We start from the raw sequence: 26,963 nt of genomic DNA on the forward strand, positions 1-26,963 counted from the left end.
CAATGAAAGCCATGGTCCTCAACGCATACGGTGCAGACGCTCAGTTTCAGGCCGCCGAGTTGCCAAAGCCCACCGTCAAAGCCGGCCACGTGGTCGTGCGGGTAGCCGCCACCAGCGTGAACATGGTCGACACCATGATCCGCCAGATGGGCACGGACTTGCCGCTTTCGCCCGCTCTGCCTGCCGTGTTGGGCATGGACTTTGCTGGCACCGTTGATGCCGTCGGCGACGGCGTCACCGGCTTTGCCGTGGGCGACGAGGTGTACGGCTGCGCAGGCGGCCTCGCCGACTTGCAAGGCTCGTTGGCCGAGTTCATGCTGGCCGATGCCCGTTTGATCGCCCACAAACCCAAAACCCTGTCGATGCGCGAAGCCGCAGCGTTGCCATTGGTGGGCATAACCGCCTACGAAGGCCTGAAACGCGCCGGTGCAAAGGCCGGACAAAAAGTGCTCGTGCACGGCGGTACAGGCGGCGTGGGCCACGTTGCCGTGCAACTGGCCAAGCACCTGGGTGCCGAGGTTTACGCCACCGGTTCCAACCCAAAGGCGAGCGAGATCATTCAAGGCTATGGCGCCACGGCCATCAACTACAAAAACGAAAAAGTCGCCGACTACGTGGCCCAACACACCGCCGGTGCCGGCTTCGAAGTGGTGTTCGACTCGGTGGGTGGCCCCAACATGGCGAACTCGTTTGAAGCGGCTGCATTGAATGCGCAAGTTGTCACCACCGTGGCCTTGCTGCAGCTGGACTTGTCGCCCGCCCACTTCAAAGGCCTGTCGATACACGTGGTGTTCATGCTCATCCCGATGTTGCACAACCTCAATCGCCAGGAACACGGTGACATTCTGGCCAAGCTCGCCGAAATCGCAGACGCGGGCGCCCTCAAACCCTTGCTCGATGAAACACAGTTCGGCTTCGAAGAAGTGGGCGCAGCCTACGCCCGCCTCAGCAGCGGCCAGGCCGTTGGCAAAGTGGTGGTCGACGTTCCCAACGCGGCCTGAAACAACGCGTCGCCGGCCAAGGCGATGCGCCCACCCCATCTACTTGAAAAACCAATTCCAATGACCTTTTATTCCATTCTTGCCGTCAGCCCCACGAACTCCGACTGGGTCGCCGACTACATCGGCCCGGCCAACCAACTCGTGGCCCAACACGGCGGCAAATACCTGGCCCGCACCGCCAGCCACGAGCAACTGGAAGGCAGCGAAAAGGGCGCCAGCTTGCGCATCCTGATCGAGTGGCCGAGCAGGCAAGCGGCGCTCGACTTCATGAACGACCCTGGCTATGTGCCCCATCTCAAGGCGCGCACGGCCGGCTCCGAAAGCCACCACTTTCTGATCGAAGGCAAAGACGATCTGGCCTGACCGCACTGCACCCCACCGCCGGGTGGGTTCCCCCACCCGCGCGCCCCATTGCATTTGAAACCGCCATGCCCCAGCCCACCCAAGCGCCCAGCTTTGAACCCCTTAACCAGGCCTACAACTCGGTGTTCCGGCCCAACCGCCTGAGCCTCGGGCTGGTGGTGCCGCTGGAAGCCTATGCGACCGACCCCGTGCCGACCATGAAGGGCCACATCCAGCGCGCCCAGCTCGCCGAAGCCCTCGGGTTCTCGGCGCTGTGGCTGCGCGATGTGCCGTTCAACGTGCCCTCATTCGGCGACGCCGGCCAAACCTTTGACCCCTTCGTTTACCTCGGCATACTCGCGGGCTTGACCGAGCGCATCGCGTTGGGTGTCGCCAGCGTGGTGCTGCCCCTGCGGCATCCGGCCCACGTGGCCAAGGCCGCAGCCAGCGCCGATGTGTTGTCGGGCGGACGGCTATTGCTGGGCGTGGCCTCGGGCGACCGGCCTGATGAATACCCGGCACTCAACATGCCGTTTGACGATCGCGGCGAGCGCTTCCGCGAGAGCTTTGACTACATCCGGCGCATGGGCGAAGACCACCCCGCCTTCACCAACCACCACGGCAGCCCAGACGGCACCATGGACATGCTGCCCAAACCCGCAGCGGCCCGGTTGCCTCTGCTCATCACCGGCGCCAGCCAGCAAAGCCCCGACTGGATCGCCCACCACGGCGACGGCTGGATCACCTACCCGCGCCCCATCGCGGCGCAAGCCCGCGTCGTGGGCGAATGGCGGGCCCGCGTATTGGCCGCTGGTCGCCCCGACCAACCGGCCATGCAGTCACTCTATGTCGATCTGGCAAACGACCCCAACACCCTGCCCAGGCCGATCCACCTGGGCTTCCACATCGGTGCGCGCCACCTGCTGGCCTACCTGCAAGCGCTGGAAACCATCGGCATCAACCACGTGGCGTTGAACCTGCGCTTCAATCAAGGCAACATCGAAGACACCCTGAAGTGCCTGGCGGATGAATTGCTGCCCCACTTCGCCCCCTAAAGGAAACCGGCCATGACCACCCCCAAAACGATCTTCATCACCGGCGCCACCGACGGCATCGGCCTGGCCACCGCACACATGCTGGCGCCGCAAGGCCACACCCTGCTGCTGCACGGACGCAACCCGGCCAAGCTGGCCGACGCCGGAAAAGCGCTGCTGGCGCTGCCCGGCGTCGGGCGCATCGAAACCTATGTGGCCGATCTGTCGCGCTTGGTCGAAGTGGAGAGCCTGGCGAAGGCCGTGCTCCAAAAACACCAGCAACTCGATGTGTTGATCAACAACGCCGGCGTCTACCGCACCCCCGAAACCCGCACCGCCGAGGGGCTCGATGTGCGCTTCGCCGTCAATACGGTGGCGCCCTATTTGCTGACCCAACGCCTGCTGCCGCTGCTGGGCAAGACCTCGCGTGTGGTCAACCTGTCGTCTGCCGCCCAGGCCCCGGTGGACATCGACGCCTTGGCAGGACGCGCCCCACTCGCCGACATGGCCGCCTACGCCCAAAGCAAACTGGCGATCACCATGTGGACCAACCAGATGGCACTCACCCTCAAAGACAAGGGCCTTCCAGGCCCCATGGTGGTCTCGGTCAACCCCGGCTCGCTGCTGGCCACCAAGATGGTGAAAGAAGGTTTCGGCGTGGCCGGGAACGACATCGCCATCGGCGCAGACATCCTCACCCGCGCTGCCACTTCGGCCGAGTTCGCCCAAGTCTCCGGTCAGTACTTTGACAACGATGCAGGTCGATTTGCCCCGCCCCATCCTGATGCGCTGGACGCAAAGAAAAACGAAGCGGTGGTGCAGGTCATCGAGGCGATCATCGAGAAACTCAAGGACTGAGTCGGGACAACGCACCAACTTCCGCATCCGCCAAACACAATTCCCTGGGCATCGCGAGATGCCCAGGGAATTTTTTGCCTATGCCTGGCTACGCTGCCGAGTGAGAACAAGCCGATCACAGGTCTGCCGGGGCCCTTGGCCGATGTTAGGTTCGAACTTGAACGGCGCAAGTCGACCCGGAGCGGGCATTCGCTTGAGCTGCCAGAAAGCGGACAGTTCGCCGCGAGCCAAGCCTCTCGCTCGGCGAAATAGCCACAGAGGGAGGGTAGTCGGGTTGGTCGATTCTGTTAAACCTCCTCACAGGCGAAGTAAGATTGCGCAGCATTTTGATTTGAAATAACTTTTCACACGGGAGGCCGACTTTGTTTAACGACTGCCATTGTGTGTATCCGGCGTTTTGCCGTTTAAATCAAAGTTGGGCCTCACAAATCACCGGGCAGTCATGCATCGCGATTCGTTAATTCAGAAGCGGCTCGATGAACTCGAAGCCAAGGGCAAAGACATCGCTGCTGCGAAGTTTTCTCAAGTCGCGAATGCACGAACTGGCCGGGTAATTGAGTAAGTCTCCTTTGCTGACACCAAGGGCTGGGGCACCAGTGTTCTAAGCTTGCTAAGGCAAGCCTTCGGCCTGGAAAGCGTCCACACACAACAGTTCGAAGCAGCGTTCACTAGCTTTAGTGGTTACCTGTCGTCGTTCCGTTCGCTGTACGCGATTTTCTCCTCGGCAAAGGAAGATTACGAAGGCGGGTACATATTCAGCCTTCGCGGACTCGTGAAGGCGGAGGTTCTTTCTGATGCGCTTGAACAGGCAGACGAGTTGCTAACTTCAGGGTACAAGGACCCTGCCTGCGTTCTCATTGGCGTATCTCTCGAAATTGGCGTCAAGGAACTTGCCTCTCGGCACTTGGTACCCGTCGCGAAGTTGGACAAGATGAACGCGGATCTTTGCAAAGCCGGCGCCTACAACGTGGCGAAGCAGAAGCAAATAACAGCTTGGGCTGACTTACGAAACAAGGCCGCACACGGGGACTGGAGCGCGTATTCCGCGGAAGACATTCGCGACATGCACGCCGGTGTCCTTCGATTCGTGGGTGACCACCTTTGAAGCGTGTGATGCCCAACCTTTTGCTGCAGCGGACGGCTAAGCCGCCCGCTGAGCGCAAACGTTGAACTAAAAATGGAAGCGCTGTTTGCACTGTTGAAGTCGGATGCAAATGCGGCCAATGCGCTTGGCGCGTTAGCGAGCGCAATCGCAGCCGTTCTCGCACTATTTTTGTCTTGCGTCTCGGTCTGGATATCAATCTCCGCGAGCCGTAGCCAGCGGCGCCATAACGAGTTGTCGGTGCGTCCGCTCGCAGAGGTCACCGTGGCAGACTACGAGAACAGCTTACGTGTGAAGCTCAGAAATAACGGCTCTGGGCCCATGATCGTTATCGCGGTGACAGTTTCTGATGGGTCTAATTCGCACGAAAGTCTCATTGATTGGATGCCGACGCTTCCGCCAAATCGCTCGTGGAATACGTTTACTCATGCACTACAGCGACGAACTCTGCAAGCCGGGGCAGAAATAATCCTCCTTGAATTGACTGAATACGACGGAGAGCAAAATTTTTCCCGATGCAGGGACAAGGTTCGCAAGGCGCTCACGTCATTAACAGTAAATGTCGAATACATGGACATCTACGAATCTGTAATGAAACCGTGTCGTAAATCACTTTCTTGGTTTGGGCGAAATTTGTGAAGCTAACCCTGCTTATATGGACTCCCCCACAAGTGCAAGAAACTGATTGATGTTTTGGCTGTTGGGGAATCGCCTGCAGTCGTATATCCGGCATCTGAGGTGGACTCTGTTGTGGTCCGTGCCAGCATGGAATCTGCGGGACCGGCGCGCCAATCGTTACAAGCGGCAGGCAAGCTGCCGGAAGAGTTATCGGCGTCAGACGGTCTGGGGTGTGCCCGGTTAGCCATGTGGGTCAATCAATCTCGTCGCAAGCGGCGTGGGTGGAAATAGAACTCGTTTTGGGTGACGGCTGTTCGGTGGGTGTCTGCCACTCAGGCAGGCATCACAAAACTCTCTCGGTTGATCTTTCTGCTCAGCCGTTCGGTTTCACCGAACGGTACCTTGTCCCTGAGCGTGGCGTAGCAAATGCGCGCCAGCTTGTTGGCCAGCGCACAGGCCGCCTTGTTGTGGTTCGATCGGCGCTGCACATCCAGTGCCCAGCGGCGCACACCGCACACCTCACGCTCGGCCGCCTCAGCCACCTTGGCCGCTCGCAACACGCTCCTGGCGCCATGCGTGAGCAACATGCGCAAATAGCGGTCCCCGCGCTTGGAAATCGAACCCAGGAAGCGAGAGCCTCCCGAGGAGTGCTCACGCGGCGTGAGCCCGAACCAGCTGGCAAAGTGGCGCGCGTCCTTGAAGTGCGTCACATCGCCCGAAGTGGCCGCCACCAGCGCGGTGGCCGTGAGCAAGCCGATGCCAGGAATGGACAGCAGCGTGGTGCAGGCTGGGCTCAATCGTGCCGAGGCAGCCAACTCTCGCTCCAGCTGCGCAATGCGAGCCTCCAGCAAACGCACTTCTTCTACCAACAACCGAGCCGTTCCCCGGATCAGCTCAGGCACAGCAGAACTCGGATCGGCCAGTACCCGGCTGATCGCCTCCAGCCCGGTGCGCGCACCCACGGGAACCGCTATGCCGAACTCACGCAGGAAACCGCGCAAGGCGTTGATGCGCGAGGTGCGCGTGCCCATCCACAGCGAGCGCACGCGGTGCAAGCCTTGCAAAGCTTGCTGCTCGACCGACTTCACGCGCACCGGGCGCATGTCGGAAGCGCGGGCGGCTTCGAGCAAAGCCGCCGCATCGGTGGCATCGGTCTTGTTGCGCTTGACGTAGGCGCGCACATATTGAGCGGGCAGCAGGCGAACTTCGATGCTCAGGCCATTGAGCCATCGCGCCCAATGATGGGCCGAGCCGCAGGCTTCCATGACGACCAGGGAAACGGCACGGTTGGCAAACCAACGCTCGAACTGGGTGCGGGTGAGACGCTGGGTTTCAACGATGCGCCAATGCTGATCGGCCACGGCAATTTGGAAAACGGATTTGGCCAGATCGACGGCCACAGTAGTAGCATTCATGTCGGACTCCTTTCGTTTTGACATTGCCCTGATCCCCACGCCCATGAAGACCAGAACGCGAATGTCGCGCAAACAAACGGGGGAGTCCATCCCATCATTCGAGGCGGACGCCTTCGCCACCGCTCGATTTGAACGTTGAGCGACTGCTTTCCCGGCTGACCACCGACCACTCATGGCCGACAGCTGCCATCGGATCAGGTGCTGATTGAACGGCCGCTCTTTATGTCGGCGAGCTCAACACCTCGGCCCAAATCAGTCAGTCGCAGAGGAGTTTTGATGTGCCCTTTGCAGTCGGCAAAGCGCTTGAGAGCGCGAACTTCGAGACCCTGACGCGGCAGTCCAGAGCTGGCGGTCAGGTGAAGTGGTCAGGATTGAGCCCCGTCGACGTTCAACCTGAATCTAGTGAGCCGCCACCGCATGGGTTGGTCTGGCGCTCGGGCGAATACCATCTCGGCGATCCAACCGCCCGGCCAGGGTTGTCAGCCCCAGTGCGCCGAGCACGACCAGACCGCCAACCCAAGGTGTTGCCATCAGACCAAATTGAGCAACGATCAACCCACCGCCCCAGGCGCCGCCTGCGATTCCGATATTGAACGCGGCGATATTCAAGCCTGAGGCAACATCCACAGCCTCGGGGGCATCCAGCTCAGCGCGCTGCACCACATACACCTGCAAGCCCGGTACGTTGCCGAACGCAACAGCCCCCCATGCCAGCACCGTTGCCAGCGCAAGCCAAGTATTGGAAGCGGTGAAGGTCAGCGCAAACAACACCAGCGCGAGCAGCGCAAAGACAATTTGAAGCGCCCCAATTGGCCCTTTTTTGTCTGCCAGCTTGCCGCCCCAGATGTTGCCAAACGCGACCGACACGCCATACACCAGCATGACCAGACTGACACTGCCCGCAGAGAAGCCGGACACTTCTTGCAGAATCGGCGCGAGGTAGGTGAAGGCGATGAATGAGCCGCCGTAGCCCAAGGCTGTCATGGCATACACCAGCAGCAGGCGCGGCTTTTTCAGCACAGCGAACTGCGCCACCAGCGAGGCCGGCGTGCTTTGCGCCAGATTGTTCGGCACAAGAATCCAGCTGCCGACAAACGCAATCGCGCCCAACAGGGAAACCGCCAGAAAGGTCGATTGCCAGCCAAATGTCTGGCCGATGAAGGTGCCCAGTGGTACGCCGGTGACCAGTGCAACGGTCAAGCCGGTGAACATCAGTGCAATGGCACTGGCGGCCTTTTCCTTGGGCACCAGGCCCGTCGCGATGGTGGATCCAATGGAGAAGAACACGCCGTGTGCCAGCCCGGTGAGCACCCGCGCCGCCATGAGTGCCTCATAGCCCGGGGCCATCCACGCCACCAGATTGCCAACGGTGAACAAGGCCATCAAGCCCAACAACAGTTGCTTGCGTGGCACACGTCCAGTCAACGCCGTCAGCACCGGTGCACCGACGGCGACGCCCAGGGCATAGAGGCTGACCAGAAGCCCGGCCGAAGGCACAGAGACATTCAGGCTGTCTGCGATGGTTGGGATCAGTCCAACGATGACGAACTCAGTCGTTCCGATGGCGAAGGCGCTGAGTGTCAGCGCCCACAGTGCGAGAGGCATGACTATTTCCTTGATGGGTAAACGATGCCTCGCAGTTTGGGCTTGGTGCAAGCAAAGAAAAATCGCTGCGGCTACATTTGACTTTTGATTCGGAGTCAACAATGCTGAGCGTAGATGCCCTTATTGGCTTTGTTGCCATCATAGATTCGGGATCGTTTTCTGCCGCTGCCGAGCGGCTTGGACAGACCCCATCGGGCGTCAGCAGAAGCCTTTCGCGACTGGAAGCGCAGCTGGGCATGACGCTGATCAAGCGGACGACAAGGCGACTGAGCCTGACAGAAGAGGGCGATTGGCTGTTGGCGCGCGCGAGGAAGATCCTTGCGGACTTGCAAGAGACTGAAAATCAACTGGCCGCCCGTCTGTCCCAGCCTTCAGGCTTGGTTCGCCTGAACGCGGCCACGCCCGTTTTGGACCACTTGATAGCCCCCCTGATGGCGGATTTCCTGGATGCCTACCCACTGGTGCGACTCGAACTGGTCAGCGGAGAGACCGTTGTCGATCTGATCGATGAGCGGGCCGATCTGGCCATTCGCATCGGCCCTTTGGCCGACTCCACCCTCAATGCCAGACAGCTGGGTTCCAGCCGCCTTCGCGTTCTGGCATCCCCTGCGTATTTGGCGATCCACGGAACGCCAACCCATGTCGCGGCGCTTGTGCGGCATCGACTGCTGGGCTTCACGGCACCCCATTCGCTCAATATCTGGCCGTTGCCCCAAGAAGGGGGTGACGGCCTGCCTGTGCTCCCGGTGATTGCTGCCTCCAGCGGTGAAACCCTGCGGCACCTGGCCTTGACAGGGGCCGGCGTGGTTTGCCTCGCCGATTTTCTGACCCGGCAGGATGTGTCGAATGGCGACCTGGTCCCCATCCTGGAATCAGAAACGCTTCCCTGGTCGCAGCCGGTGTGGGCGGTGTTCTACAAACAAGAAGCGTTGGCCTCTCGTGTTTCCGCTCTGGTCGGTTTTCTGTCCGAGCGGCTCACCGGGCAGCTGTAGCGCGTTGTCGCAGACACGGACTGAACCAAGCATCAGCGTAGTCGGTGATTGCACTGCTGAAACCCACCATCCGCGAAGTCACGAGCCATCGTTTATTGGTTCTGCACAAATGCTGTCCTGCTAGCAGGTCCTCCGTGATCCACCGCTCATGGCCGACACCCGACATCCGATCCGACCGGGGTTGATTGGCCGGTCTCGGAGGTCGCGAGATCAGCCTGTCGACCCTGACCAACCCATCGCAAGGTTGGGTCGGGCGGGAACATGGCGAAACTCTATGCAAACAGCCAGCCAGTACAGTGTTGACTTCATCTCTTTGAGGGCCCACTTTTCATGGAAACCAAGACACTCACTGGCAGTTGCCTGTGCGGCAGCATCCGCTACACCGTGCATGGCGAGACGCAGCGCGCCTTTCACTGCCACTGTTCGCGGTGCCGCAAAGCGACAGGAACAGGCCATGCATCCAACCTGTTCGTCGCCGGCACGCTCACCTGGGACGCTGGCGAGTCGCTGGTGCGGCATTTCAAGGTGCCAGAGGCCGAGCGGTTCACGAATGCGTTCTGCAGCGAATGTGGTGGACGGGTTCCGCGGTCGGCTGCGGGGTCGGGCATGGTCATGATCCCGATGGGATCGCTGGACGACGACCCGGGCATCGAACCACAGGCGCGGATCTTCCAGGGCTCGCGGGCAGCCTGGTCGTGCAGCGGCCACGCGCTTCCCGGGTTCGACGCGATGCCGGGCTGAAGAACAAGCCCTGAAGCAGATGCCAACATCTGCGCCTCTCTCAATCCTCGAGCACCACCCCCAGGTCGCGCAATTTTTTCGCAAAAGAATCCCTGCGTTTGTCAGCCCTTGCAGACGTGTCAACGGCCGCCTGAACGGCCTTGGGGCCTTTTTTGGCAGCCGTTCTGATCAATCCGAACTTGTGCTCAGCATCTGCTTTCGCTCGCTTGTAGGTGGCGAAGAGTTCGGGATGGTCAAGGGGTGAATTCATAGGTGCCTCATTGTATGAAACCGCGTTTTCAGAAAGGCGCCTGCGCACCGTTGGCACCAACGCGCTTGTTCGCGCCCCGGAGAGTCGGAGCAGAGGCCCTGGTGGTGGAAGCCGCCTCACCAAGGCCGGGACTGAAACCACAACCTGCGCCTTGAGATCGGCCACATCGCCACCGTCGATCAGCTTGCGGTTCATGGCAGGCACCGGGTCTTGCCAGACCAAATCTTCTGCCAGAGCCTCTGGGCATCCCGCCGTGTGTCAGGTTTTTGTCTGCGCTCGGCCAGGTTGCACATGGGCCTCCATCCAGCGACAGGTCTGCAGGAACCCGTGGCCGATGTTGTGGAGGATTTGAAGGGCTGAAGCCAACCCATTGCTGCGCTTGAAGCCTGCGCCAAGCAATCTTTCAGCACACGTGTAGACCAGCCCTGAAAATGCCTGAATCGCTTGCTCGGTGGCACCTGGTTACAGAAGAATCGAAGGCACACCCTAAAATGTTCGTTTTAACTACTGAGCCTCAGATGACCACTGCCAAAAAGCCAACCGCATTCAACCGTGCTCTCACTCCCAGTGCCGAACTGGCCGCTGTGATCGGTGCGACGCCACAACCCCGTACCGAAGTTGTGAAGCTGATGTGGGTCTACATCAAGGCCAACAACCTGCAGAACCCGAAGAACAAGCGAAACATCCTGGCCGACGCCAAGCTCAAGGCGGTGTTCGGAAAAGATGAAGTCACCATGTTCGAAATGACCGGTCTGGTGGGCAAGCATCTGAGCTGACTGGGCATCAGGGAGCCCGCCTCTCGCGCCCGGGTGCCGGGCGGCGAGAGACAAGGGGGTTCCGTGTCCGGCGCTTCAACGCAAGCGCACTCCGGGTTCGAAAGGCCGCGCCTTGGCCGAAGGTGGCCCGTCGCAGCTGGTCGGCAACCCGATTTCGGCCTCTGCGGCTCGGGCCGCAAGCGGCCGGCCGGTTCGATGCCACCTGCAAAGGCATCGGGTCAGTGCAGGTCAGTCGTCGAACCCGAGGAACACCGCCGCCTCGTCCACCGACTTGCGCTGCGAGACCACCGCATTGGCCGGAAAACTGTCGTCCGGCCAGCCCATGGCGACGCAGGTCTGGATCACCTGATCTTCCGGGATACCGGCCTCGGCCCGCACCACCGGCGACTGCATGATGCCCTGGCTGTTGATCACCGTGCCCAAACCACGTGACCATGCCGCGTTGACAATGCAGTTGACCACCCCACCGCAATCGAAAGGTGCGACGTCGCTGCCGTAGATGGCGCGGTCGTAAGTGATGACGATGGACACCGGCGCGTCGAACTGGCGAAAGCCGCGCAAAACCCATTCCTGACGTTTGGCTTTGTCTTCGCGTGCGATGTCCATCGCGGCAAAGAGCTGCTTGGCCACGCCGATCTGCCGTTCGCGGTGAGCCCCGGTGTAATCAGGCCCCAACCGGAACTCACGCGAATGCGGCACCCCGGCCAGGTTGCGCTCGACATTGCCTCGACGGATGCGGTTGAGCACCTCGCCGGCCACCACGTAGAAGTTCCAGGGCTGGGTGTTCAACGACGTCGGCGCGCGCATGGCCAGCGCCAGCACCTCGCGCACCAGCGCCTCCGGCACCGGCTTGTTCAGGTAACCGCGGATACTGCGGCGCCCTTGCACCACCTGGTCGAAATCCATAAGCGTCTTTGCCTCATCACTTGGGTTGTTCATAAAAAGCGTCCGGCTGGCGGACCTCGGTGATGCTAGCGCGGCGAGCGACGATGCTTGTCGCCAAGGCGGCACGGCGCACCGCGTTGGCGGTCGCAGGCAGTCAGGGCGTCGGGCGTCAGGGCATCACCTTTTCTGGCCGAATCGAGACCCGCATGGTGCAGCGGTTGGGCCTGTCCAGCCCATCGGCCTGGCGAAAAAAAGCGGTGGAGGCTTTCACCCCCACCGCCTGTCTGGCGTCCAGGTCAATCGACCGGGCACATCACTTTTTCAGATCGAACCGGTCCAGATTCATCACCTTGGTCCATGCCTCTGCAAAGTCCTTGACGAATTTGGACGAGCCGTCGTTCTGGGCATAGACCTCGGCAATCGCGCGCAACTGCGAGTTGGAGCCAAACGCCAGGTCCACGCGGGTGGCGGTCCATTTCACATCGCCCGACTTCCGGTCGCGCCCTTCGTAGCTGTTGGCCCCGGTGGGCTTCCAGGCGGTGGACATGTCCACCAGGTTGAGGAAGAAGTCGTTGGTCAGCTGGCCTGGCCGCTGGGTGAAAACGCCGTGCCCGGCGCCGCCCACGTTGGCACCCAAGACCCTCAGGCCGCCGACGAGCACCGCCATCTCTGGCGCGCTCAAGGTCAGCAACTGCGCCTTGTCGAGCAGCATCTCTTCTGGCGCCACGCTGAAGGCCTTCTTGCGGTAGTTACGGAAACCATCGGCTTGCGGCTCCATCACGTCGAAGGCATCGATGTCGGTCTGCGCCTGCGAGGCATCGGTGCGACCCGGCTCGAACGGCACTTCGACCGTCTGTCCTGCCGCCTTGGCTGCGGCTTCCACACCCGCATCGCCTGCGATCACGATCAGGTCGGCCAGCGACACCTGCTTGCCGCCTTTTTGAGCGCCGTTGAACGCGTGCTGAATAGCTTCCAGCTTGCCCAGCACCTTGGCGAGCTGAGCGGGTTCGTTGACCTCCCAGTCTTTCTGAGGCGCCAGGCGGATGCGTGCACCGTTGGCCCCACCGCGCTTGTCCGAACCACGGAAGGTCGAGGCTGAGGCCCAGGCCGTGGACACCAGCTCGCTCACCGCCAGCCCCGAGGCATGCACTTGCGCCTTGAGGTCGGCCACGTCGCCCGCGTCGATCAGCTTGTGCCCCACGGCGGGCACAGGGTCTTGCCAGAGCAGGTCTTCGGCCGGCACCTCAGGGCCGAGATAGAGGCTCTTGGGGCCCATGTCGCGGTGGGTCAGCTTGAACCAGGCGCGGGCGTAGGCATCGGCAAATTCGTCGGGGTTGGCGGCGAAGTGGCGCGAGATTTTTTCGTAAGCCGGGTCGAAGCGCAGCGACAGGTCGGCCGTGGTCATCATGGGCGCGTGCTTCTTGCTCGGGTCGTGGGCATCCACCACCATGTCTTCATCGGCCACGTCTTTCGCACGCCACTGATGGGCGCCGGCCGGGCTCTTGACAAGCTCCCATTCGTAACCGAACAGGACCTTGAAGTAGCCCATGTCCCAGGTCGTTGGGTTGGGCTTCCAGGCGCCTTCGATGCCACTGGTGGTGGTGTCGCCGCCTTTGCCACTGCCGTGGCTGTTGATCCAGCCAAAGCCCATTTCTTCGATCGCCGCCGCTTCGGGTTCGGGGCCGACTTTGGCCGGATCGCCCGCACCGTGGGCCTTGCCGAAGGTGTGGCCGCCGGCCACCAGGGCCACGGTCTCATAGTCGTCCATCGCCATGCGGGCGAAGGTTTCGCGCACGTCGCGGCCCGACAGCACCGGGTCAGGATTGCCGTCCGGGCCTTCGGGGTTCACATAGATCAGACCCATCTGTACTGCGGCCAGCGGGTTTTCCAGATCGCGCTCGCCTGAGTAGCGGCTGTGGGGCTTGTCGCTGGTGGCCAGCCATTCTTTCTCGGCGCCCCAGTAGATGTCTTCTTCGGGCTGCCAGATGTCGGCGCGGCCGCCGCCGAAGCCAAAGGTCTTGAAGCCCATGGTTTCCATGGCCACGTTGCCTGCCAGGATGAACAGGTCGGCCCAGGAAATGGCATTGCCGTATTTTTGCTTCAGCGGCCAGAGCAGGCGGCGCGCCTTGTCGAGGTTGCCGTTGTCGGGCCAGCTGTTGATGGGGGCAAAGCGCTGGTTGCCGGTGCCGGCCCCGCCGCGGCCGTCTGCCGTGCGGTAGGTGCCGGCGCTGTGCCAGGCCATGCGGATGAACAGCCCCCCGTAGTGGCCCCAGTCGGCCGGCCACCAGTCCTGCGAGTCGGTCATCAGCGCGGCCATGTCTTTCTTCAGCGCGGCGAAATCGAGCGTTTTGAAGGCCTCGGCGTAGTCAAAGCCCTCGTCCATGGGATTGGACGCAGGGGCGTGCTGGTGCAGGATGTTCAGGTTCAACTGATTTGGCCACCAGTCGCGATTGGACTGGGTGCCCTGTGTCGATGTGGCGCCGTGCATGACGGGACACTGACCGGCGTTGGAAGTGGGCTTGCTCATTGGAATCTCCTTGGAAGGTGGACTGAAGCTGTCAAGTCAGGATGCGGCGGCCAAAGCCGCCAGCAGATCGAGCCAGGGATCGGGTAGGGGGTGGGTGGCAAATACCATGGCCGTGCTCTTTAATTGGATGCTGTTGAGTGAGGCTTGACTGTAGACTTCATCTATCGCCAAGTCCATTTGATAGTTACGATCTATTCAATAGGGCATGCCTATGCCCCGTCGCCGCGCTGGCGTTGCGCCCCGCACATGAACTGGTGCAAAGAGCAGGGCACTGCAACCAGCCAGCGCCTCGACGCACCAGCAAACGGTTGCTTCGCTATCGGCAAAGCAAGGCTTCACAGGTGCCTGCGACCCCAAGCCGCCACCTGAGGCAAGGCCCCCAGAGAGACAGCAATTCCTGACACCGGCTGCGGGCTGCGGGCACTGAACGGGTGTCCAGGGATATATCCAGGCGGCCATCGTTCCTCGCCCCAGCCAAAACGACTACTTTCGATTCAGATAAGCATAAAATGGCAGAAAAACCGATATTTTTCTCTACATCAAAGGGGGTTCTGTGCCATCTTTTTCTTTCATCCGATCGACTGGTGCGATTGCACTGCTTTCGCTGGCAACACTTCTGGCAGCCTGCGGCGGGGGCGATCCCGTTGAATCCACCACCCAAGTTTCACACGCGTCGCTCGATGAAGCCGCTGCCAAGAACCCGGCCATGTCTGAGGCCCCCTCGCCGCAGTTCATCGACCTCCTGGAAGAGAGCGCACGCCTGAATGCGCTTGAACTGGAGGCCGCCGAGAAAGTGGTGGCATCAGGCACCGGTGGGGCGGCCTGGGTTGGCGAGCCAAAGCTGGCCAGCAAACTGGTTCCGATCTACCGTTTTTTCAACACGGCGACCAACGCCCACTTCTTCACCGCCAGCACCGAAGAGCGCGACCATATCCGCGCCAACCTGCCCATTTTTCAGTTTGAAGGCATCGCCTTTTACGCCAACCTGGCTCCAGCACGGGGCTTGAGCCCGGTATACCGCTTCTACAACACCCAGACCGGCGTTCACCTGTTCACCATCAGTGAGAGCGAAAAGACCAACATTCAAAAAAACATCCCCCAATTTCTGTACGAAGGCATCGCGTATTACGCAAGCCAGGTCACAGCAGCAGGCACGTCGAGCATCAGGCGTTTCCTTGTTCGGGATAAGGGATTCCATTTTTATACGTCCAGTGCCGAGGAAGCGGCACGCATTCGCGCAACGCTGCCCAACTACATCGACGAAGGACCTGCTTACTTCGCACTGACCAGCACCTGGACCCAACCGGTTGATGTCGACCTGACCATCGGGAGCTGGGTACTGACCGCACGCGACAGTGCCAACTCCAGCTGGACTGGATCCACACTCGTGTTCAGCCAACAAGCCGTTTCCGGAGAAAACAATACCTTCCATGCGCGCGTCAACTTTGTGCGAAACGGACAGCCGTATGGGGCAGAAGATTTCACTGGAACCCTGTATGCCAGTGGCCGAATGGAAATGAGTGGCTACAGCGTCACACCCGGATACAACCTGATCACAGCCAACTGGCGCGCCTTGCTGAATGTGGCGGGCAACCAGTTTCTGGATGGCACGTGGTCAAGGCCGGATGGTCGGGTCATCTCTGGCAACTGGACCGCAGTAAGGTAGCGTTGCTCCTGCAGGGGGGGCTGCCCCCCCGGTCACCTGACCCGCAGCCAATCCCCCGAAAAAGGGATGGTGCACGCCGGGTCCGATGGTCAGGTGAGCAAGGCCACGGCCCCCGAGAAGGTCAAGAAAGCAGCCGACGTGGTCACCAAAATGATGCGGGCAATACGCCCGTTGTCGGCGCCCAGCCGCTCGGCCAGCAGCGACACGTTGCTGGCGCTGGGCAAGGCCGCTACCAACACCATCACCGTCAAGGCGAACGGCTCGAGCGGCACACCCAGCTGGATCGCCGATGCACCCACCGCCAGCACCAGCAGCGGATGCAGCACCAGCTTCATCAGCGACACCGGCAAATAGTCGGACAGGGGCATGGGGTGGTTGGCCTGGATCTGCGAGCGGGCCAGCACAGCGCCGATGGTGAACAGCGCCACAGGCGAGGCCGCATCGGCCAGAAGCCACACGGTTTTTTCCACTGGACCAGGCAAACTGAACGACAGCGACGATGCCGCCCCGCCCAGCAAAATCGCCCAGGGCATGGGGTTGCCCAACACGCCACGCAGCGCTTTTCGCCCGGCCACCATCATGGCGTGGCCCCCGCTTTCGCCGGGCTCGCCGTCGAGCTGGGACAGCGCAACACACAAAGAGGTGGTGATCACCATGTCCACCACGATCAGCACGATCACCGGGCCTGCACTTTCCGGACCGAGCAGCGCCGCCAGCAACGGCACACCCATGAACCCGGTATTGGGGAACGCAGCCACCAAAGCACCCAACGAAGCATCGTTCCAGCGAATGCGGCGGTTCAGGCTCCACACAATGGCAAACGCGACCATGATCAGCCCGCACACCAGATAGACCCCTGCGACCGAAAAATCCAGCAGCTGGGCGATCGGTGTGGTTGATCCGAAACGGTAGAGCATGGCCGGCAGTGCAAAAAACAGCACAAAACCGTTCAAACCCGGAATCGCTGCCAACGGCAGCATGCCCCGCCTGGCGGCCAAATAGCCGCCGAGCACCAAGGCGAAAAATGGGAAAGTGATGAGCAGAACGTTGAGCACGGTGGGCCATTGTCTCAGGAGACCAGGGGCAAGGCCCTGCCGGTATCATCAATCGCTTTGCGTTCCCTTGCATTGTCACCATGTCCGCCGGTCTGAACCTCGCCCAACTTGAAGCCGTGAACCACCTGGGCGGGCCCTGCCTGGTGCTCGCAGGCGCCGGTTCGGGCAAAACCCGCGTCATCACCCACAAAATCGGCCGTCTGATCAACGCCGGTCTGGCCGCCGACCGCATCGCCGCCATCACTTTCACCAACAAGGCCGCCGCCGAGATGCGCGAGCGGGCCAAACAACTGATCGGGCGCGATGCACGCAAGGTCCTGATCTGCACCTTTCACGCGCTCGGCGTGAAGCTGTTGCGCGAAGACGGCGCCTCACTGGGTCTGAAAAAGAATTTCAGCATCCTCGACACCGACGACATCACCAGCATTCTCAAAGACTGCGGTGGCACCACCGACGCCAACACGGCACGCGCCTGGCAATGGACCATCAGTGGATGGAAAAGCGGCGGACTCCACTCATCCCAGTGCCTGGCGCAGGCCAAAGACGACGAAGAGCGCGTGGCCGCCACCATCATGGCGCGCTACGAAGAGCGGCTCACCGCGTACCAAAGTGTGGACTTTGATGACCTGATCAGCCTGCCCTTGAAACTGCTGCGCGACCACGCCGAGGTGCGCGAGCGCTGGCAGCAGAAGATGGGCCATGTATTGGTGGACGAATACCAGGACACCAACGCCACGCAGTACGACCTGCTCAAACTGCTGGTGGGTGATCGCGCGCGGCTCACTGCGGTGGGCGACGACGACCAGTCCATCTACGGCTGGCGCGGCGCTACGCTGGACAACCTGAAGAAGCTTCCGCAGGATTTCCCTGAGTTGAAGATCATCAAGCTGGAGCAAAACTACCGTTCCACCAGCGCCATCTTGCGCGCCGCCAACGCGGTGATCGGCCTCAACCCCAAGCTGTTCCCCAAAACGCTGTGGAGCGATCTGGGCGAAGGCGAACCGGTGCGCGTGGTCGATGCCGACAACGAAGACCACGAAGCCGATCGTGCCGTGGCCCGCATCCAGAGCCTGCAAGCCGAGTCGCAATACAAGGAGTGGCGCCACTTCGCCATCCTTTACCGCGCCAATCACATGGCACGACCCTTCGAGCAATCGCTGCGCCGGGCCCAGATTCCCTACAAGGTCTCGGGTGGTCAGAGTTTCTTTGACAAAGCCGAGATCCGCGACCTCTGCGCCTGGCTGCGCATCCTGGTGAACAACAACGATGACCCGGCCTTCATGCGCGCGGCCACCACGCCCAAGCGCGGCATCGGCCACACCACGCTGCAGCAGCTCGGCAACTTCGCCACCCAATACAAACTCAGCCTGTTCGAGGCCCTGTTTTCTCACTCGCTGGCCGCTGCCCTGCCCGCCCGCGCCGTGGCCACGCTGCACGAGTTTGGCCGCGCCGTGAACGATCTCGAGTACCGCGCCCGCCACACCGTTGGCCACGAAGACGCCAAGAAGTTTCTGGACGAATGGCTGAAAGACATCGCCTACGAGCAACACCTCAACGACACCGAAGACAACGAGAAAATCGCCGCGGCCCGCTGGGCCAACGTGATCGATTTCTGCGACTGGGTCGCTGGGCGCTGCGGTGGGCAAATCGAAGATGGTGCGGGCGTGAACACCGAGCGGGAACGCAAGACGCTGCTCGAAGTGGTGCAGACCATTGCGCTGATCTCCACGCTCTCCGAGCGGGAGAAAGACGAAGACGTGGTCACGCTCTCCACGCTGCACGCCTCCAAAGGTCTGGAGTGGCCCCATGTGGTGCTGGTGGGCGTGAACGAAGGGCTGTTGCCGTTCAAGCTGGAAGAAGCGTCCATGGATCTGCCGGCAGAAGCCGTGGCCCAACGCCTGGAAGAAGAGCGGCGCTTGATGTATGTGGGCATCACACGGGCACAACGCACGCTGGCAGTGAGCTGGCTCAAACGGCGCAAGAAGGGCCGCGAAAGCGTTCCCGGCATTCCCAGCAGGTTCATCAAGGAGATGGCGCTGGACGAGAACACGGTCAAAGAAGACCCGCGCGAAAAACTGCGCGCCCTGCGCGCCGAATTTGCACAACGCGCCAGCGACCAGGCCGCCATCAAGGCCGCTGAAACGCCATGAAACGGGACCATCCCATGCGCGCGGTTCTTGGCGGATGGCCCCTGCTGGCCAGCCTGCTTTTCTGGCAACCCGGCACGGCCTTGGCTCAGGCCACGGATACCTCTGCCAACTGCGCCGCACCCGAGGCCGTCACACCCACCCATTTGTACGGCTTCTGGTCACTCACACTGGGCGATCCGGAAAACCCGGACAGCAAAGGCCACCTGATTTTCGAGCGCCACCCGGAGTTCCCAGGCAGTGTGCGTGGCTCTCTGACAAGGAGCGTGGCGGGCAAAGCCATACCAGGCCCGGGTGGCCGGCGACGTCACCGGCCAGGGCTTTCACCTGGAAGAGTCGGCCGATGGCGTCAACATCGACGCAGTGTGGTCCGGCGAAGTCGATCCGGCGGGCTGTGGCCGCGAGATACGGGGATGGCGCAGCGTGGTCGAAGGGCGCACCACAGTGGAACCCTTGTCCGAGCACCCCTTTGTGCTGAAGAAAACCTCCGGCTGGCGCTGAGCGCAAGACGGCGAGGGTCGGCGCTCAGGCCACCCAAGCCAGCAAGATGATGACCAGCAGGGTGTGCGCCCACAGACCAGGCGCCAGCCACAACAGGTAACGCCGTCCACCCACCAGCCCTGCCGTGACGCTCTTGCTGCCCGCATGCACGGCCAACGCCAGCATCACGGGGACCGCATCATTGCTCGACAAGTCCGCGCCCGACGAGGCAAACACCGCCGCCATCGCGGCGTGCAGATCGGCCAGCGACGCGATCATGGTGCCACCAATCAATCCCGCTTCTCCCAGCCAGAGATCCAGGCCATGCACCAAGGCCTGGATTGCGCTGAGCAAAACCACCACCAGGGCCGCGCCTTGCAGGCTGAACATGCGGTCGCCTGTTTCACCGGGCAGCCCTTCGATTCGTGGACTGGATCCTGCGCCATCGACCGCTTCAGCCGGCGCGCCCTGCAACAACCACCAGCCCCAGGCGGCGGCCATGAAAGCGCCCACCAACGTCGGCATCCACAACACCGTCACCCACACCGGCTGCACGGCCGCAGCGACCAGCAAGATCTGAACCTGCGTGGAGACACACGACACCAGGCCACCACCCGCCATCAGGCGAGCGCCCGACCGGCCCTCCCGCACAGCCAACCCCATGGTGGCGATGGTGGCCGTGCTCGAAACGAAACCCGAGGCCAGTGCCGAAAAGGCCACGGCCTCACGCGCCTGCAGCAGTCGCCGGCAAAGGTGGGCCACCGATTGCACGGCGAGCAACAGGGCGAGCAACTGCACGATCAGGTAAGGGTTCAGCACCGGCCCCCAGAATGGTCGATTGGGCACCAGCGGCAAAGCCATCAACACCAGCGCCGCAAGAATGATGCCGTCGCGCACCTCGCCATGGCTCAGCCAATGGTTGGCAAACCGGTGCAGCGGTTCGCGCCCTGCCAGGAGCGCCGTCAACCCCACGGCAATCGCCGCGGCCAACGGCAGACTCCAGACACACAGCACGCCGATCAGGTAGGTCAACAGCAAGGCAATTTCCGTTGTGGCGCCCGGGTCTTCCGAGCGATCGCGCCAATAGGCCACGCCGGCCAACCCCGCCACAAGCAGGGCTCCCGCCACCATCAAGCCAGCCAGTCCCGTGAGCGCCGCCACAGCCCCGACCACGCATGTCAACGCAAAGGTTCGCAAACCGGCAAAAGCCCTGCCAGGGCCAGTGCCCTTGCGGCGCTCACGCTCGATCCCGATCAGCAAGCCGCAGCCCAGGGCCGTGGCGAGCACCGCCGCCGACGCGGCCAGGTCGATCGGAATGGATGGGGCAGCGGTGCTCACCCCGGACCACCAGAAACAGGTTGAAGACGACAATACATACAGCCACTGTACAAGCTAGAAAGCCCCGTGCCACCGAGGTTTCACAGGCGCGGGCGACAATAGGCCCATGCACCACACGCCTCCTTTCACACCCCCGGCCTTCCATGTCGACGCCGCTGCCGCGCTCGCCCAGGTTCAGGCCATCTACCAGACCAGCGTCGAACACCTGCGGGTTGCCATGCGCGGCTTCGTGGCCGGTGAGAATTTCAACCAGCGCCGCGTGCGTGCCTGCTACCCGTTTGTGCGCCTGCACACCCACAGCGTGTCCCACAAAGGGTCCAGCCGCCTGAGCTATGGGTTTGTCGCGGGGCCGGGCCGGTTTGAGACCACCATCACCCGCCCTGATCTCTATGCCGACTACCTGCTCGCCCAATTCACCCTGTTGCTGGCCAACCATGGCGGTGAACTGGAGGTGGGCACCAGCGCTTCACCCATTCCGATTCATTTTTCGTTCGCCGACCACGACCACGTCGAAGGCCAGCTCAGCGTCGAGCGCCGCGCCCATATGCGCGACGTGTTCGATCTGCCCGACCTCACCGCGATGGACGACGGCATCGCCAACGGCACCCACGAGCCCCGCCCGGGCGAAGCCCAGCCGCTGGCGCTGTTCACTGCGCCGCGCACCGACTACTCCCTGCAACGTCTGCGGCACTACACCGGCACCGCGCCCGAGTGGTTCCAGAACTTTGTGCTGTTCACCAACTACCAGTTCTACATCGATGAATTCGTCAAACTCGGCCATGCCGAAATGGCCAATCCGAACAGCGAATACGTGGCCTTTGTGGAACCCGGCAATCTGGTGACACGCCGTTCGGGTTTGAGCGCAGAGGCCATTGATGCCCTGGGCGTGGCGCCACCCCGTCTGCCCCAGATGCCTGCCTATCACCTGGTACGCAAAGACCGCACCGGCATCACCATGGTCAACATCGGTGTCGGCCCGGCCAACGCCAAAACCATCACCGACCACATCGCTGTCTTGCGTCCACATGCATGGCTCATGCTCGGCCACTGCGCCGGTCTGCGCAGCAGCCAACAACTGGGCGACTATGTATTGGCCCACGCTTACGTGCGCGAAGACCATGTGCTGGACGAAGAGCTGCCGCTGTGGATCCCGATTCCCGCACTGGCGGAAATTCAGGTGGCGCTGGAAGCTGCCGTGGCGGATGTCTCCGGAGTACCGCCGACCGAGCTCAAACGCATCATGCGCACCGGCACCGTGGCCAGCACCGACAACCGCAACTGGGAACTGCTGCCCAACAACACGCCGCAACGCCGTTTCTCGCAATCACGTGCCGTGGCGCTCGACATGGAAAGCGCCACCATCGCCGCCAACGGTTTTCGTTTCCGCGTGCCCTATGGCACCTTGCTGTGTGTGAGCGACAAGCCTTTGCATGGCGAGATCAAGCTGCCCGGCATGGCCAACCATTTTTACCGTGAGCGGGTCGACCAACACCTGCGCATCGGCATACGCGCTGTCGAACGCCTGCGCGACGGCGACGCTGGCCCGCTGCACAGCCGCAAACTGCGCAGTTTTGCCGAAGTGGCTTTTCAGTAATTTCCATTCGCTAGTAGGTATTGCATGCAGTCAGTTCGCGAGTTTTTCGTTCAAACCTTCGGTATCGAAGCGTGGTTGGCCATGTTGGTGGCCATCGTGGTGCTGGCCCTGCTCTTGAGCCAGGTCGCGCGCGTGGTGTACAACCAGTTTGACAAGTTGGCCAAGCGCACCAGCACCGCCTGGGACGAGTCCCTCATCAGCGCGGCGCGGCGGCCGACCCATCTGCTCATCGGCATCGTCGCTCTGGCCAGGGTCGGCAGGGTTCTGCAAGCCCAATGGACCGATTTTGAGTTTCTGCCAGAGCTCTTGCAGGTGCGTGATGTGGGCATCGTTCTGGCCGTCGCGTGGTTCTGCTGGAAGTTTGTTCAACTCATCACCGACAGCACGATAGCCCGGGGCCGCGAGGCGGGGCAAGACTTCGACGTCACAACCGTGTTCGCCTTGAGCAAACTGGGTCGCTTGCTCATCATCGTGGTCACCGCCATCAGCGTGGCCCATACGCTGGGCTTCAACGTTGGCGCCCTGCTGGCCTTGGGCGGCGTGGGCGGTCTGGCCGTTGGTCTGGCAGCAAAAGACCTGCTGGCCAATTTTTTCGGCGGTCTGACGATCTACCTCGACCGACCCTTCAGCGTGGGCGACTGGATCCGCTCACCCGACAAGAGCATCGAAGGCACGGTGGAATACATCAGCTGGCGCCACACCCGCATCCGCGCCTTCAACAAGAACCCGATCTACGTGCCCAACGCGGTGTTCACCACCATCGTGGTGGAAAACCCCTCGCGCATGAGCCATCGCCGACTGAAAGAAACCGTGGGTGTGCGCTACGACGATTTCACCCAGGTCGAAGGCATTGTGGCCGAGATCAAATCGATGCTGCAGAACCACAAAGACATCGACACCAGCCAGACGCTGATCGTCAATTTCAACGCCTTTGCTGCCAGCTCGCTGGACATCATGATCTACACCTTCACCCACACGCGCAACTGGGTGGAGTACCACGGCATCAAGCAAAACGTGTTGCTGGAGGTCGGGCGCATCATCGAACGCCACGGCGCCGAGTTTGCTTTTCCCACGCAAACGCTGCATCTGGCCAGCGGGGGCGAGCCACCGCCGGAGGCGGAGCCCGCACAACGCCCGCAAGCCCCTGAGGCCGAGTCGGGGCGGTAAGAGGACACATCGCCGAAGTGGGCCGCATGAACGCGGCCCGCTGGCGATCATCAGGCGGTAAAGCGGTAGTTCTGGCCGCCGCGGCTGGCGATTTTGGTCGCACCGATGCGGTTGCCGAGTTCGGCGCATTTTGCCAGCGTCCATCCTTGGGCCAAACCGTGCAACAAGGCAGCGCGGAAGGCGTCGCCGCAACCCGTAGGATCCAGCACTTCGGCAGCCTTGACGCCGGGCACCGTTGTCTTCTTGCCCTCTTCCCACACATCGCAGCCGTGCTCGGCCAAGGTCACGACCACGCCTTTGACCTTTTGGGCAATGGCTTCAATGGTCAGGCCCGTGCGTTCGCAAAGCATCTGTCCTTCATAGTCGTTGACACTGACCCAGGTGGCCAGCTCGATGAAGTGCTTCAACTCGTCGCCGTTGAACATGGGCAAGCCCTGGCCGGGATCGAACATGAACGGAATACCAGCCTTGCTGAGTTGCTCGGCGTGTTGCAGCATGGCATCTCGGCCATCGGGCGAGATGATGGCCAGCCGGATGTCATCACGCGCAGGCACGGGGTTCTCATGGGCCATAGACATCGCGCCAGGGTGGAAAGCGGTGATCTGGTTGTTGTCGCGGTCGGTCATGATCATGGCCTGCGCGGTGTAGCTGTCTTTCACTGTCTGCAGGTGCGCTGTGTCCACGCCCAGGTTCTTCATGCGCTCCACATAGTCCTGTCCATCAGGGCCCACTGCCGCCAAAGGCACCACGTCGTCGCCCAACTGGCGCAGGCCGTAAGCGATGTTGCCCGCGCATCCGCCAAACTCGCGGCGCAACGCCGGCACGAGGAAGGACACATTGAGGATGTGCAACTGGCTGGGCAAAATCTGTTCGGCGAAGCGGCCTTCGAACGTCATGATGGTGTCAAAAGCGAGTGAACCGCAAACGAGAATGGACATGGGATCTTTCGAATTCAATGGTTAAAAAATCAGGGATAAAACACCAAGGCGCGGTAGCCGGCCATGTTGCCCAGCTCGCTCTCGACGAGCGACAAACGCATGCTCACCGACAGGCTGCCATTGGCTGGCACGATCGTCGGCGTACCGGGCATTTCTTCGGGCAAAAACACGCGGCGCGCAATTTCTTTGTCGCGCGCATCGGTCAGGCTGAGTTCCAGAGCAGGCATGGCCACCGCCATGGGCTCGGTGTTCTTGACCACCAGATCAAACGAATAGAACTGGCCCAGCTTGCGGGTCAGGGTCGAGCTGTCGATCACCACCGCCTCGATACGCCGCGGTGCGGCCAACGAGCAACCTGTCACAGCGCAGAGCTGTTTCAGCATGGGCTCCATCGCAGGATAGCGGGCAGCAATCTGGTCTCGGTCAAAACTGGCCCACTGCAACGCAAGCAGGGCACTTAACCCACCTGCCAGCAACAGCAAGGCAACCCGCATAACCGGACGGCGCCAGAACGCATCGCGGCGCGCCTGGACCACAAAAGTGGGCTCATCGGAATGTGCATCAAAGCCGCTGTCCTGCGCGTCTTCCTCGGGATGCGACGGGGGCCACAGGTGGTCATCGAGGTCGTCTTCTTCAATTTCGACCGTTTCGATTCCGTTCCAGCCAACGGCCCTCTCTTTCGACTCGGTCGACTCGGTCTTGGCGATCTTGTCGGACTCAGGCGTTTGCACCACATTGGTGGATTGCTTCGCCAAGCTCGAAAAGGCATCGAGCTCACGCTCAAAGTCCTTGTCAACGGGCTTTGCAGGCGACTTGGTCTGCCCCAGTGCGCCTTGTTGCGTCTGCAGCTCCTTCGCAACCGCTTCACGGTGGCGCGAGACGCTGTTCGGGCTCAGCAACCATTCGCTGTCCCAGTCATCACCAGGCCCATTTGACTGGTCGTCAACGGCGGCTGCCGGCACCACCGGATCACCTACTTCATCCTCACCGGGGCGCTCCACAAAGGCCCATCCCGGATCGCTGTGCGGCGGCGCCATCGAAGGTGCAGGTGCAGGCTGAGAAGGGACCGGCGGCATGCTGAAGGTTGGCACGGCTGGTGGCTGAAACTGGCCAAATGGCGCAGGGACATCCACCGCATGTGGCGCAAGAGGCGCCGAAAAAGGCGGCGGTGGAGCGGCGATCGGGGTGCGCCGGATCACCACTCGGCTTGACCCGCCAGAGGGCGTCGGAGAGCCCGGCGGCATCTGCTGCCAAGATGAGGGGTTCACTGGCGGAGACTGCGTTGTCTCGCCTTGCAAGTTCAGCATGGCGTCAAACACATCCGAGCAATGCCCACAACGCACCCAACCATCGGAGATCTTCAATTGGTCGGGAACGACCTTGAACATCGTTCCGCAAGCCGGGCAACGGGTGGTGAAACTCATGCAGGGATTATTGCAGCACGGCGCGGACCTTTTCCGCCACCTTGCGGCCTGTCAAGCGCGGCAAGGCGTGGACAAGGACTGCCTCAGGAGCGCTGGGCGGTCATCAAGATCCAACCGTCTTCTTCGTCGCTCACCGTCAAAGCCAGCCAAGGGGCGTAAGCCTCTTTGAGCTCATCGGCCTGGCGCGCCAGAATGCCCGCCAGCACCAGATGCCCACCGCTGCGCACATGTTGGCAGAGAAGGGGCGCCAACACCTTGAGGGGTGTTGCCAGAATATTGGCCAGAACGAGGTCGTATTCACCTTTCGCGGCGTCAGGCAAGCCGGCATTCAGTGTGGCGTGGTTGGCGGCGGCGTTCAGCGTGGTCGACTCGACTGCGGCGGGGTCGATGTCCACCGCGTCGATCCCGGCAGCGCCAAATTTCGACGCGCCAATGGCCAGAATGCCGGATCCACAACCGTAATCCAGCACTCGCTGACCCTTGGCTCCGTGCAGCGCCGTCCAGCGCAGACACATGCGGGTCGTGGGATGGGTACCGGTACCAAAAGCCAAACCCGGATCGAGGCGAATGATTTGCTCGGCCTGGGCCGGGGGCTCATGCCAGGTGGGCACGATCCAGAACGTGGGCGTGATTTCCACCGGGTCAAACTGGGACTGGGTCAAACGCACCCAATCCTGTTCGACCACGGCCTGCACACCCAACACCTGACAGCCCTCGAAAAAATCTTGCGGCTGGAGCAAAGCAGCGGCTTCCCGGGCAGCGGCCTCGGCAGGGAACAAGGCAACCACGCGGGAACGCTGCCAGCCTTCGCGGGGCGGCGGCATGCCGGGCTCGCCAAACAAAGCCTGTTCCGCGGGCGTCAGGGCATCGGCGTCTTCCACCGACACGCTCAGCGCATCGAGTGCAACCAGCGCGTCGCCCACCATTTCAACCGCCGCTTCGGGCGCCATCAGCACCAGTTCAAAGAGAGTAGACATGCGGCCGGACAGATGAAGAGAGCGAACAAAG

General features: G+C 61.8%; 24 protein-coding genes and 1 pseudogene. 14 read left to right on the plus strand and 11 right to left on the minus strand.

Annotation, left to right across the window (positions count from 1 at the left end):
- Positions 1–2: 2 nt before the first annotated feature.
- From LPB072_RS20675 to LPB072_RS23595, 6 genes are all read left to right on the plus strand, one after another.
- Positions 3–1,001, plus strand: coding sequence for a zinc-dependent alcohol dehydrogenase family protein (locus LPB072_RS20675; protein WP_066095814.1), 999 nt, complete (start codon positions 3–5; stop codon positions 999–1,001).
- A 60-nt stretch (positions 1,002–1,061) separates the two neighbouring features.
- The gene (locus LPB072_RS20680; RefSeq protein ID WP_066095816.1) at positions 1,062–1,364 is read left to right on the plus strand and encodes a DUF1330 domain-containing protein; all 303 of its coding nucleotides are present in this window, start codon (positions 1,062–1,064) and stop codon (positions 1,362–1,364) included.
- A 65-nt stretch (positions 1,365–1,429) separates the two neighbouring features.
- Positions 1,430–2,398, plus strand: a complete 969-nt coding sequence (locus LPB072_RS20685) for an LLM class oxidoreductase (RefSeq protein ID WP_066095819.1) — start codon at positions 1,430–1,432, stop codon at positions 2,396–2,398.
- Positions 2,399–2,410: 12 nt separating this feature from the next.
- Positions 2,411–3,235, plus strand: coding sequence for an SDR family NAD(P)-dependent oxidoreductase (locus LPB072_RS20690; protein WP_066095823.1), 825 nt, complete (start codon positions 2,411–2,413; stop codon positions 3,233–3,235).
- Between the two features lie 607 nt (positions 3,236–3,842).
- Positions 3,843–4,340 carry a hypothetical protein gene (locus LPB072_RS20695; protein ID WP_082877149.1) on the plus strand — a complete coding sequence of 166 codons (498 nt, stop codon included), beginning with the start codon at positions 3,843–3,845 and terminating at the stop codon, positions 4,338–4,340.
- Between the two features lie 72 nt (positions 4,341–4,412).
- Entirely contained in the window at positions 4,413–4,976 is a 564-nt protein-coding gene (locus LPB072_RS23595; RefSeq protein WP_157559381.1) for a hypothetical protein, read from the plus strand.
- Between the two features lie 311 nt (positions 4,977–5,287).
- On the opposite strand, the gene LPB072_RS20700 is transcribed toward LPB072_RS23595, so the two are convergent.
- Together LPB072_RS20700 and LPB072_RS20705 are read right to left on the minus strand one after the other, a co-directional pair.
- Positions 5,288–6,370: an IS110 family RNA-guided transposase gene (locus tag LPB072_RS20700; RefSeq protein ID WP_070263948.1), complete on the minus strand. Its 1,083-nt coding sequence runs from the start codon at positions 6,368–6,370 to the stop codon at positions 5,288–5,290.
- A 399-nt stretch (positions 6,371–6,769) separates the two neighbouring features.
- Complete coding sequence (locus LPB072_RS20705) at positions 6,770–7,975, minus strand: MFS transporter (RefSeq protein WP_066091073.1); 1,206 nt, start codon at positions 7,973–7,975, stop codon at positions 6,770–6,772.
- Positions 7,976–8,076: 101 nt separating this feature from the next.
- Here LPB072_RS20705 and LPB072_RS20710 point away from each other — a divergent pair, with 101 nt between their 5' ends.
- Both LPB072_RS20710 and LPB072_RS20715 read left to right on the plus strand, forming a co-directional pair.
- Positions 8,077–8,967 carry a LysR family transcriptional regulator gene (locus LPB072_RS20710; RefSeq protein ID WP_066091077.1) on the plus strand — a complete coding sequence of 297 codons (891 nt, stop codon included), beginning with the start codon at positions 8,077–8,079 and terminating at the stop codon, positions 8,965–8,967.
- A gap of 330 nt (positions 8,968–9,297) precedes the next feature.
- On the plus strand, positions 9,298–9,708 hold the full coding sequence (locus tag LPB072_RS20715) for a GFA family protein (RefSeq protein WP_066091080.1): 411 nt from the start codon (positions 9,298–9,300) through the stop codon (positions 9,706–9,708).
- 40 nt (positions 9,709–9,748) lie between these two features.
- Here LPB072_RS20715 and LPB072_RS23995 read toward each other — a convergent pair whose 3' ends face one another.
- Complete coding sequence (locus LPB072_RS23995; protein WP_231943331.1) at positions 9,749–10,153, minus strand: hypothetical protein; 405 nt, start codon at positions 10,151–10,153, stop codon at positions 9,749–9,751.
- Positions 10,154–10,476: 323 nt separating this feature from the next.
- On the opposite strand from LPB072_RS23995, the gene LPB072_RS20725 reads away from it, so the two are divergent.
- A complete protein-coding gene (locus LPB072_RS20725) occupies positions 10,477–10,734 on the plus strand; it encodes an SWIB/MDM2 domain-containing protein (protein WP_066091083.1) in 258 nt (85 codons plus the stop codon).
- A gap of 228 nt (positions 10,735–10,962) precedes the next feature.
- Here the strand turns inward: LPB072_RS20725 and LPB072_RS20730 are convergent, their stop codons facing one another.
- Both LPB072_RS20730 and katG read right to left on the minus strand, forming a co-directional pair.
- Entirely contained in the window at positions 10,963–11,673 is a 711-nt protein-coding gene (locus LPB072_RS20730; RefSeq protein WP_231943332.1) for a nitroreductase, read from the minus strand.
- 259 nt (positions 11,674–11,932) lie between these two features.
- Complete coding sequence (gene katG / locus LPB072_RS20735) at positions 11,933–14,146, minus strand: catalase/peroxidase HPI (RefSeq protein ID WP_066091087.1); 2,214 nt, start codon at positions 14,144–14,146, stop codon at positions 11,933–11,935.
- A 706-nt stretch (positions 14,147–14,852) separates the two neighbouring features.
- On the opposite strand from katG, the gene LPB072_RS20740 reads away from it, so the two are divergent.
- Entirely contained in the window at positions 14,853–15,812 is a 960-nt protein-coding gene (locus LPB072_RS20740; RefSeq protein ID WP_157559382.1) for a hypothetical protein, read from the plus strand.
- 89 nt (positions 15,813–15,901) lie between these two features.
- Here LPB072_RS20740 and LPB072_RS20745 read toward each other — a convergent pair whose 3' ends face one another.
- Positions 15,902–16,867, minus strand: coding sequence for an AEC family transporter (locus tag LPB072_RS20745; RefSeq protein ID WP_066091093.1), 966 nt, complete (start codon positions 16,865–16,867; stop codon positions 15,902–15,904).
- Between the two features lie 80 nt (positions 16,868–16,947).
- Between LPB072_RS20745 and LPB072_RS20750 the strand changes: the two genes are divergently transcribed.
- Positions 16,948–19,017, plus strand: coding sequence for an ATP-dependent helicase (locus LPB072_RS20750; protein ID WP_066091096.1), 2,070 nt, complete (start codon positions 16,948–16,950; stop codon positions 19,015–19,017).
- A 291-nt stretch (positions 19,018–19,308) separates the two neighbouring features.
- Complete coding sequence (locus LPB072_RS20755) at positions 19,309–19,515, plus strand: hypothetical protein (protein ID WP_066091099.1); 207 nt, start codon at positions 19,309–19,311, stop codon at positions 19,513–19,515.
- Positions 19,516–19,539: 24 nt separating this feature from the next.
- On the opposite strand, the gene LPB072_RS20760 is transcribed toward LPB072_RS20755, so the two are convergent.
- Positions 19,540–20,832 (minus strand): MgtC/SapB family protein, encoded by a 1,293-nt coding sequence (locus LPB072_RS20760; RefSeq protein ID WP_231943333.1) that lies wholly within the window; start codon positions 20,830–20,832, stop codon positions 19,540–19,542.
- Positions 20,833–20,938: 106 nt separating this feature from the next.
- On the opposite strand from LPB072_RS20760, the gene LPB072_RS20765 reads away from it, so the two are divergent.
- The gene (locus LPB072_RS20765; RefSeq protein WP_066091102.1) at positions 20,939–22,426 is read left to right on the plus strand and encodes an AMP nucleosidase; all 1,488 of its coding nucleotides are present in this window, start codon (positions 20,939–20,941) and stop codon (positions 22,424–22,426) included.
- A gap of 24 nt (positions 22,427–22,450) precedes the next feature.
- A complete protein-coding gene (locus LPB072_RS20770; protein WP_066091105.1) occupies positions 22,451–23,593 on the plus strand; it encodes a mechanosensitive ion channel family protein in 1,143 nt (380 codons plus the stop codon).
- A 50-nt stretch (positions 23,594–23,643) separates the two neighbouring features.
- Here the strand turns inward: LPB072_RS20770 and LPB072_RS20775 are convergent, their stop codons facing one another.
- From LPB072_RS20775 to prmA, 4 genes and pseudogenes are all read right to left on the minus strand, one after another.
- On the minus strand, positions 23,644–24,531 hold the full coding sequence (locus tag LPB072_RS20775) for a carbohydrate kinase family protein (protein ID WP_070263939.1): 888 nt from the start codon (positions 24,529–24,531) through the stop codon (positions 23,644–23,646).
- A gap of 29 nt (positions 24,532–24,560) precedes the next feature.
- Positions 24,561–25,568, minus strand: coding sequence for a DUF3426 domain-containing protein (locus tag LPB072_RS20780; RefSeq protein WP_197509044.1), 1,008 nt, complete (start codon positions 25,566–25,568; stop codon positions 24,561–24,563).
- A 318-nt stretch (positions 25,569–25,886) separates the two neighbouring features.
- Positions 25,887–25,955, minus strand: a pseudogene (locus tag LPB072_RS24230) (zinc-ribbon domain-containing protein); the annotation flags it as partial.
- Positions 25,956–26,038: 83 nt separating this feature from the next.
- Positions 26,039–26,932 carry a 50S ribosomal protein L11 methyltransferase gene (gene prmA, locus LPB072_RS20785; protein WP_066091113.1) on the minus strand — a complete coding sequence of 298 codons (894 nt, stop codon included), beginning with the start codon at positions 26,930–26,932 and terminating at the stop codon, positions 26,039–26,041.
- Positions 26,933–26,963: the final 31 nt, after the last annotated feature.

The sequence above is a fragment of the Hydrogenophaga crassostreae genome (assembly GCF_001761385.1).
GTDB classification, from domain to species: Bacteria; Pseudomonadota; Gammaproteobacteria; order Burkholderiales; family Burkholderiaceae_C; genus Hydrogenophaga; species Hydrogenophaga crassostreae.

What these genes read in the sequence shown, in the direction of transcription:
- LPB072_RS20675 (WP_066095814.1), top strand. Translation starts at nt 3, where the DNA reads ATGAAAGCCATGGTCCTCAACGCATACGGTGCAGACGCTCAGTTTCAG.
- LPB072_RS20680 (WP_066095816.1), top strand. Translation starts at nt 1,062, where the DNA reads ATGACCTTTTATTCCATTCTTGCCGTCAGCCCCACGAACTCCGACTGG.
- LPB072_RS20685 (WP_066095819.1), top strand. Translation starts at nt 1,430, where the DNA reads ATGCCCCAGCCCACCCAAGCGCCCAGCTTTGAACCCCTTAACCAGGCC.
- LPB072_RS20690 (WP_066095823.1), top strand. Translation starts at nt 2,411, where the DNA reads ATGACCACCCCCAAAACGATCTTCATCACCGGCGCCACCGACGGCATC.
- LPB072_RS23595 (WP_157559381.1), top strand. Translation starts at nt 4,413, where the DNA reads ATGGAAGCGCTGTTTGCACTGTTGAAGTCGGATGCAAATGCGGCCAAT.
- LPB072_RS20700 (WP_070263948.1), bottom strand. Translation starts at nt 6,370, where the DNA reads ATGAATGCTACTACTGTGGCCGTCGATCTGGCCAAATCCGTTTTCCAA.
- LPB072_RS20705 (WP_066091073.1), bottom strand. Translation starts at nt 7,975, where the DNA reads ATGCCTCTCGCACTGTGGGCGCTGACACTCAGCGCCTTCGCCATCGGA.
- LPB072_RS20710 (WP_066091077.1), top strand. Translation starts at nt 8,077, where the DNA reads ATGCTGAGCGTAGATGCCCTTATTGGCTTTGTTGCCATCATAGATTCG.
- LPB072_RS20715 (WP_066091080.1), top strand. Translation starts at nt 9,298, where the DNA reads ATGGAAACCAAGACACTCACTGGCAGTTGCCTGTGCGGCAGCATCCGC.
- LPB072_RS23995 (WP_231943331.1), bottom strand. Translation starts at nt 10,153, where the DNA reads ATGAACCGCAAGCTGATCGACGGTGGCGATGTGGCCGATCTCAAGGCG.
- LPB072_RS20725 (WP_066091083.1), top strand. Translation starts at nt 10,477, where the DNA reads ATGACCACTGCCAAAAAGCCAACCGCATTCAACCGTGCTCTCACTCCC.
- LPB072_RS20730 (WP_231943332.1), bottom strand. Translation starts at nt 11,673, where the DNA reads ATGAACAACCCAAGTGATGAGGCAAAGACGCTTATGGATTTCGACCAG.
- katG (WP_066091087.1), bottom strand. Translation starts at nt 14,146, where the DNA reads ATGAGCAAGCCCACTTCCAACGCCGGTCAGTGTCCCGTCATGCACGGC.
- LPB072_RS20740 (WP_157559382.1), top strand. Translation starts at nt 14,853, where the DNA reads ATGTCTGAGGCCCCCTCGCCGCAGTTCATCGACCTCCTGGAAGAGAGC.
- LPB072_RS20750 (WP_066091096.1), top strand. Translation starts at nt 16,948, where the DNA reads ATGTCCGCCGGTCTGAACCTCGCCCAACTTGAAGCCGTGAACCACCTG.
- LPB072_RS20765 (WP_066091102.1), top strand. Translation starts at nt 20,939, where the DNA reads ATGCACCACACGCCTCCTTTCACACCCCCGGCCTTCCATGTCGACGCC.
- LPB072_RS20770 (WP_066091105.1), top strand. Translation starts at nt 22,451, where the DNA reads ATGCAGTCAGTTCGCGAGTTTTTCGTTCAAACCTTCGGTATCGAAGCG.
- LPB072_RS20775 (WP_070263939.1), bottom strand. Translation starts at nt 24,531, where the DNA reads ATGTCCATTCTCGTTTGCGGTTCACTCGCTTTTGACACCATCATGACG.
- LPB072_RS20780 (WP_197509044.1), bottom strand. Translation starts at nt 25,568, where the DNA reads ATGGCGCCGCCGCACAGCGATCCGGGATGGGCCTTTGTGGAGCGCCCC.
- prmA (WP_066091113.1), bottom strand. Translation starts at nt 26,932, where the DNA reads ATGTCTACTCTCTTTGAACTGGTGCTGATGGCGCCCGAAGCGGCGGTT.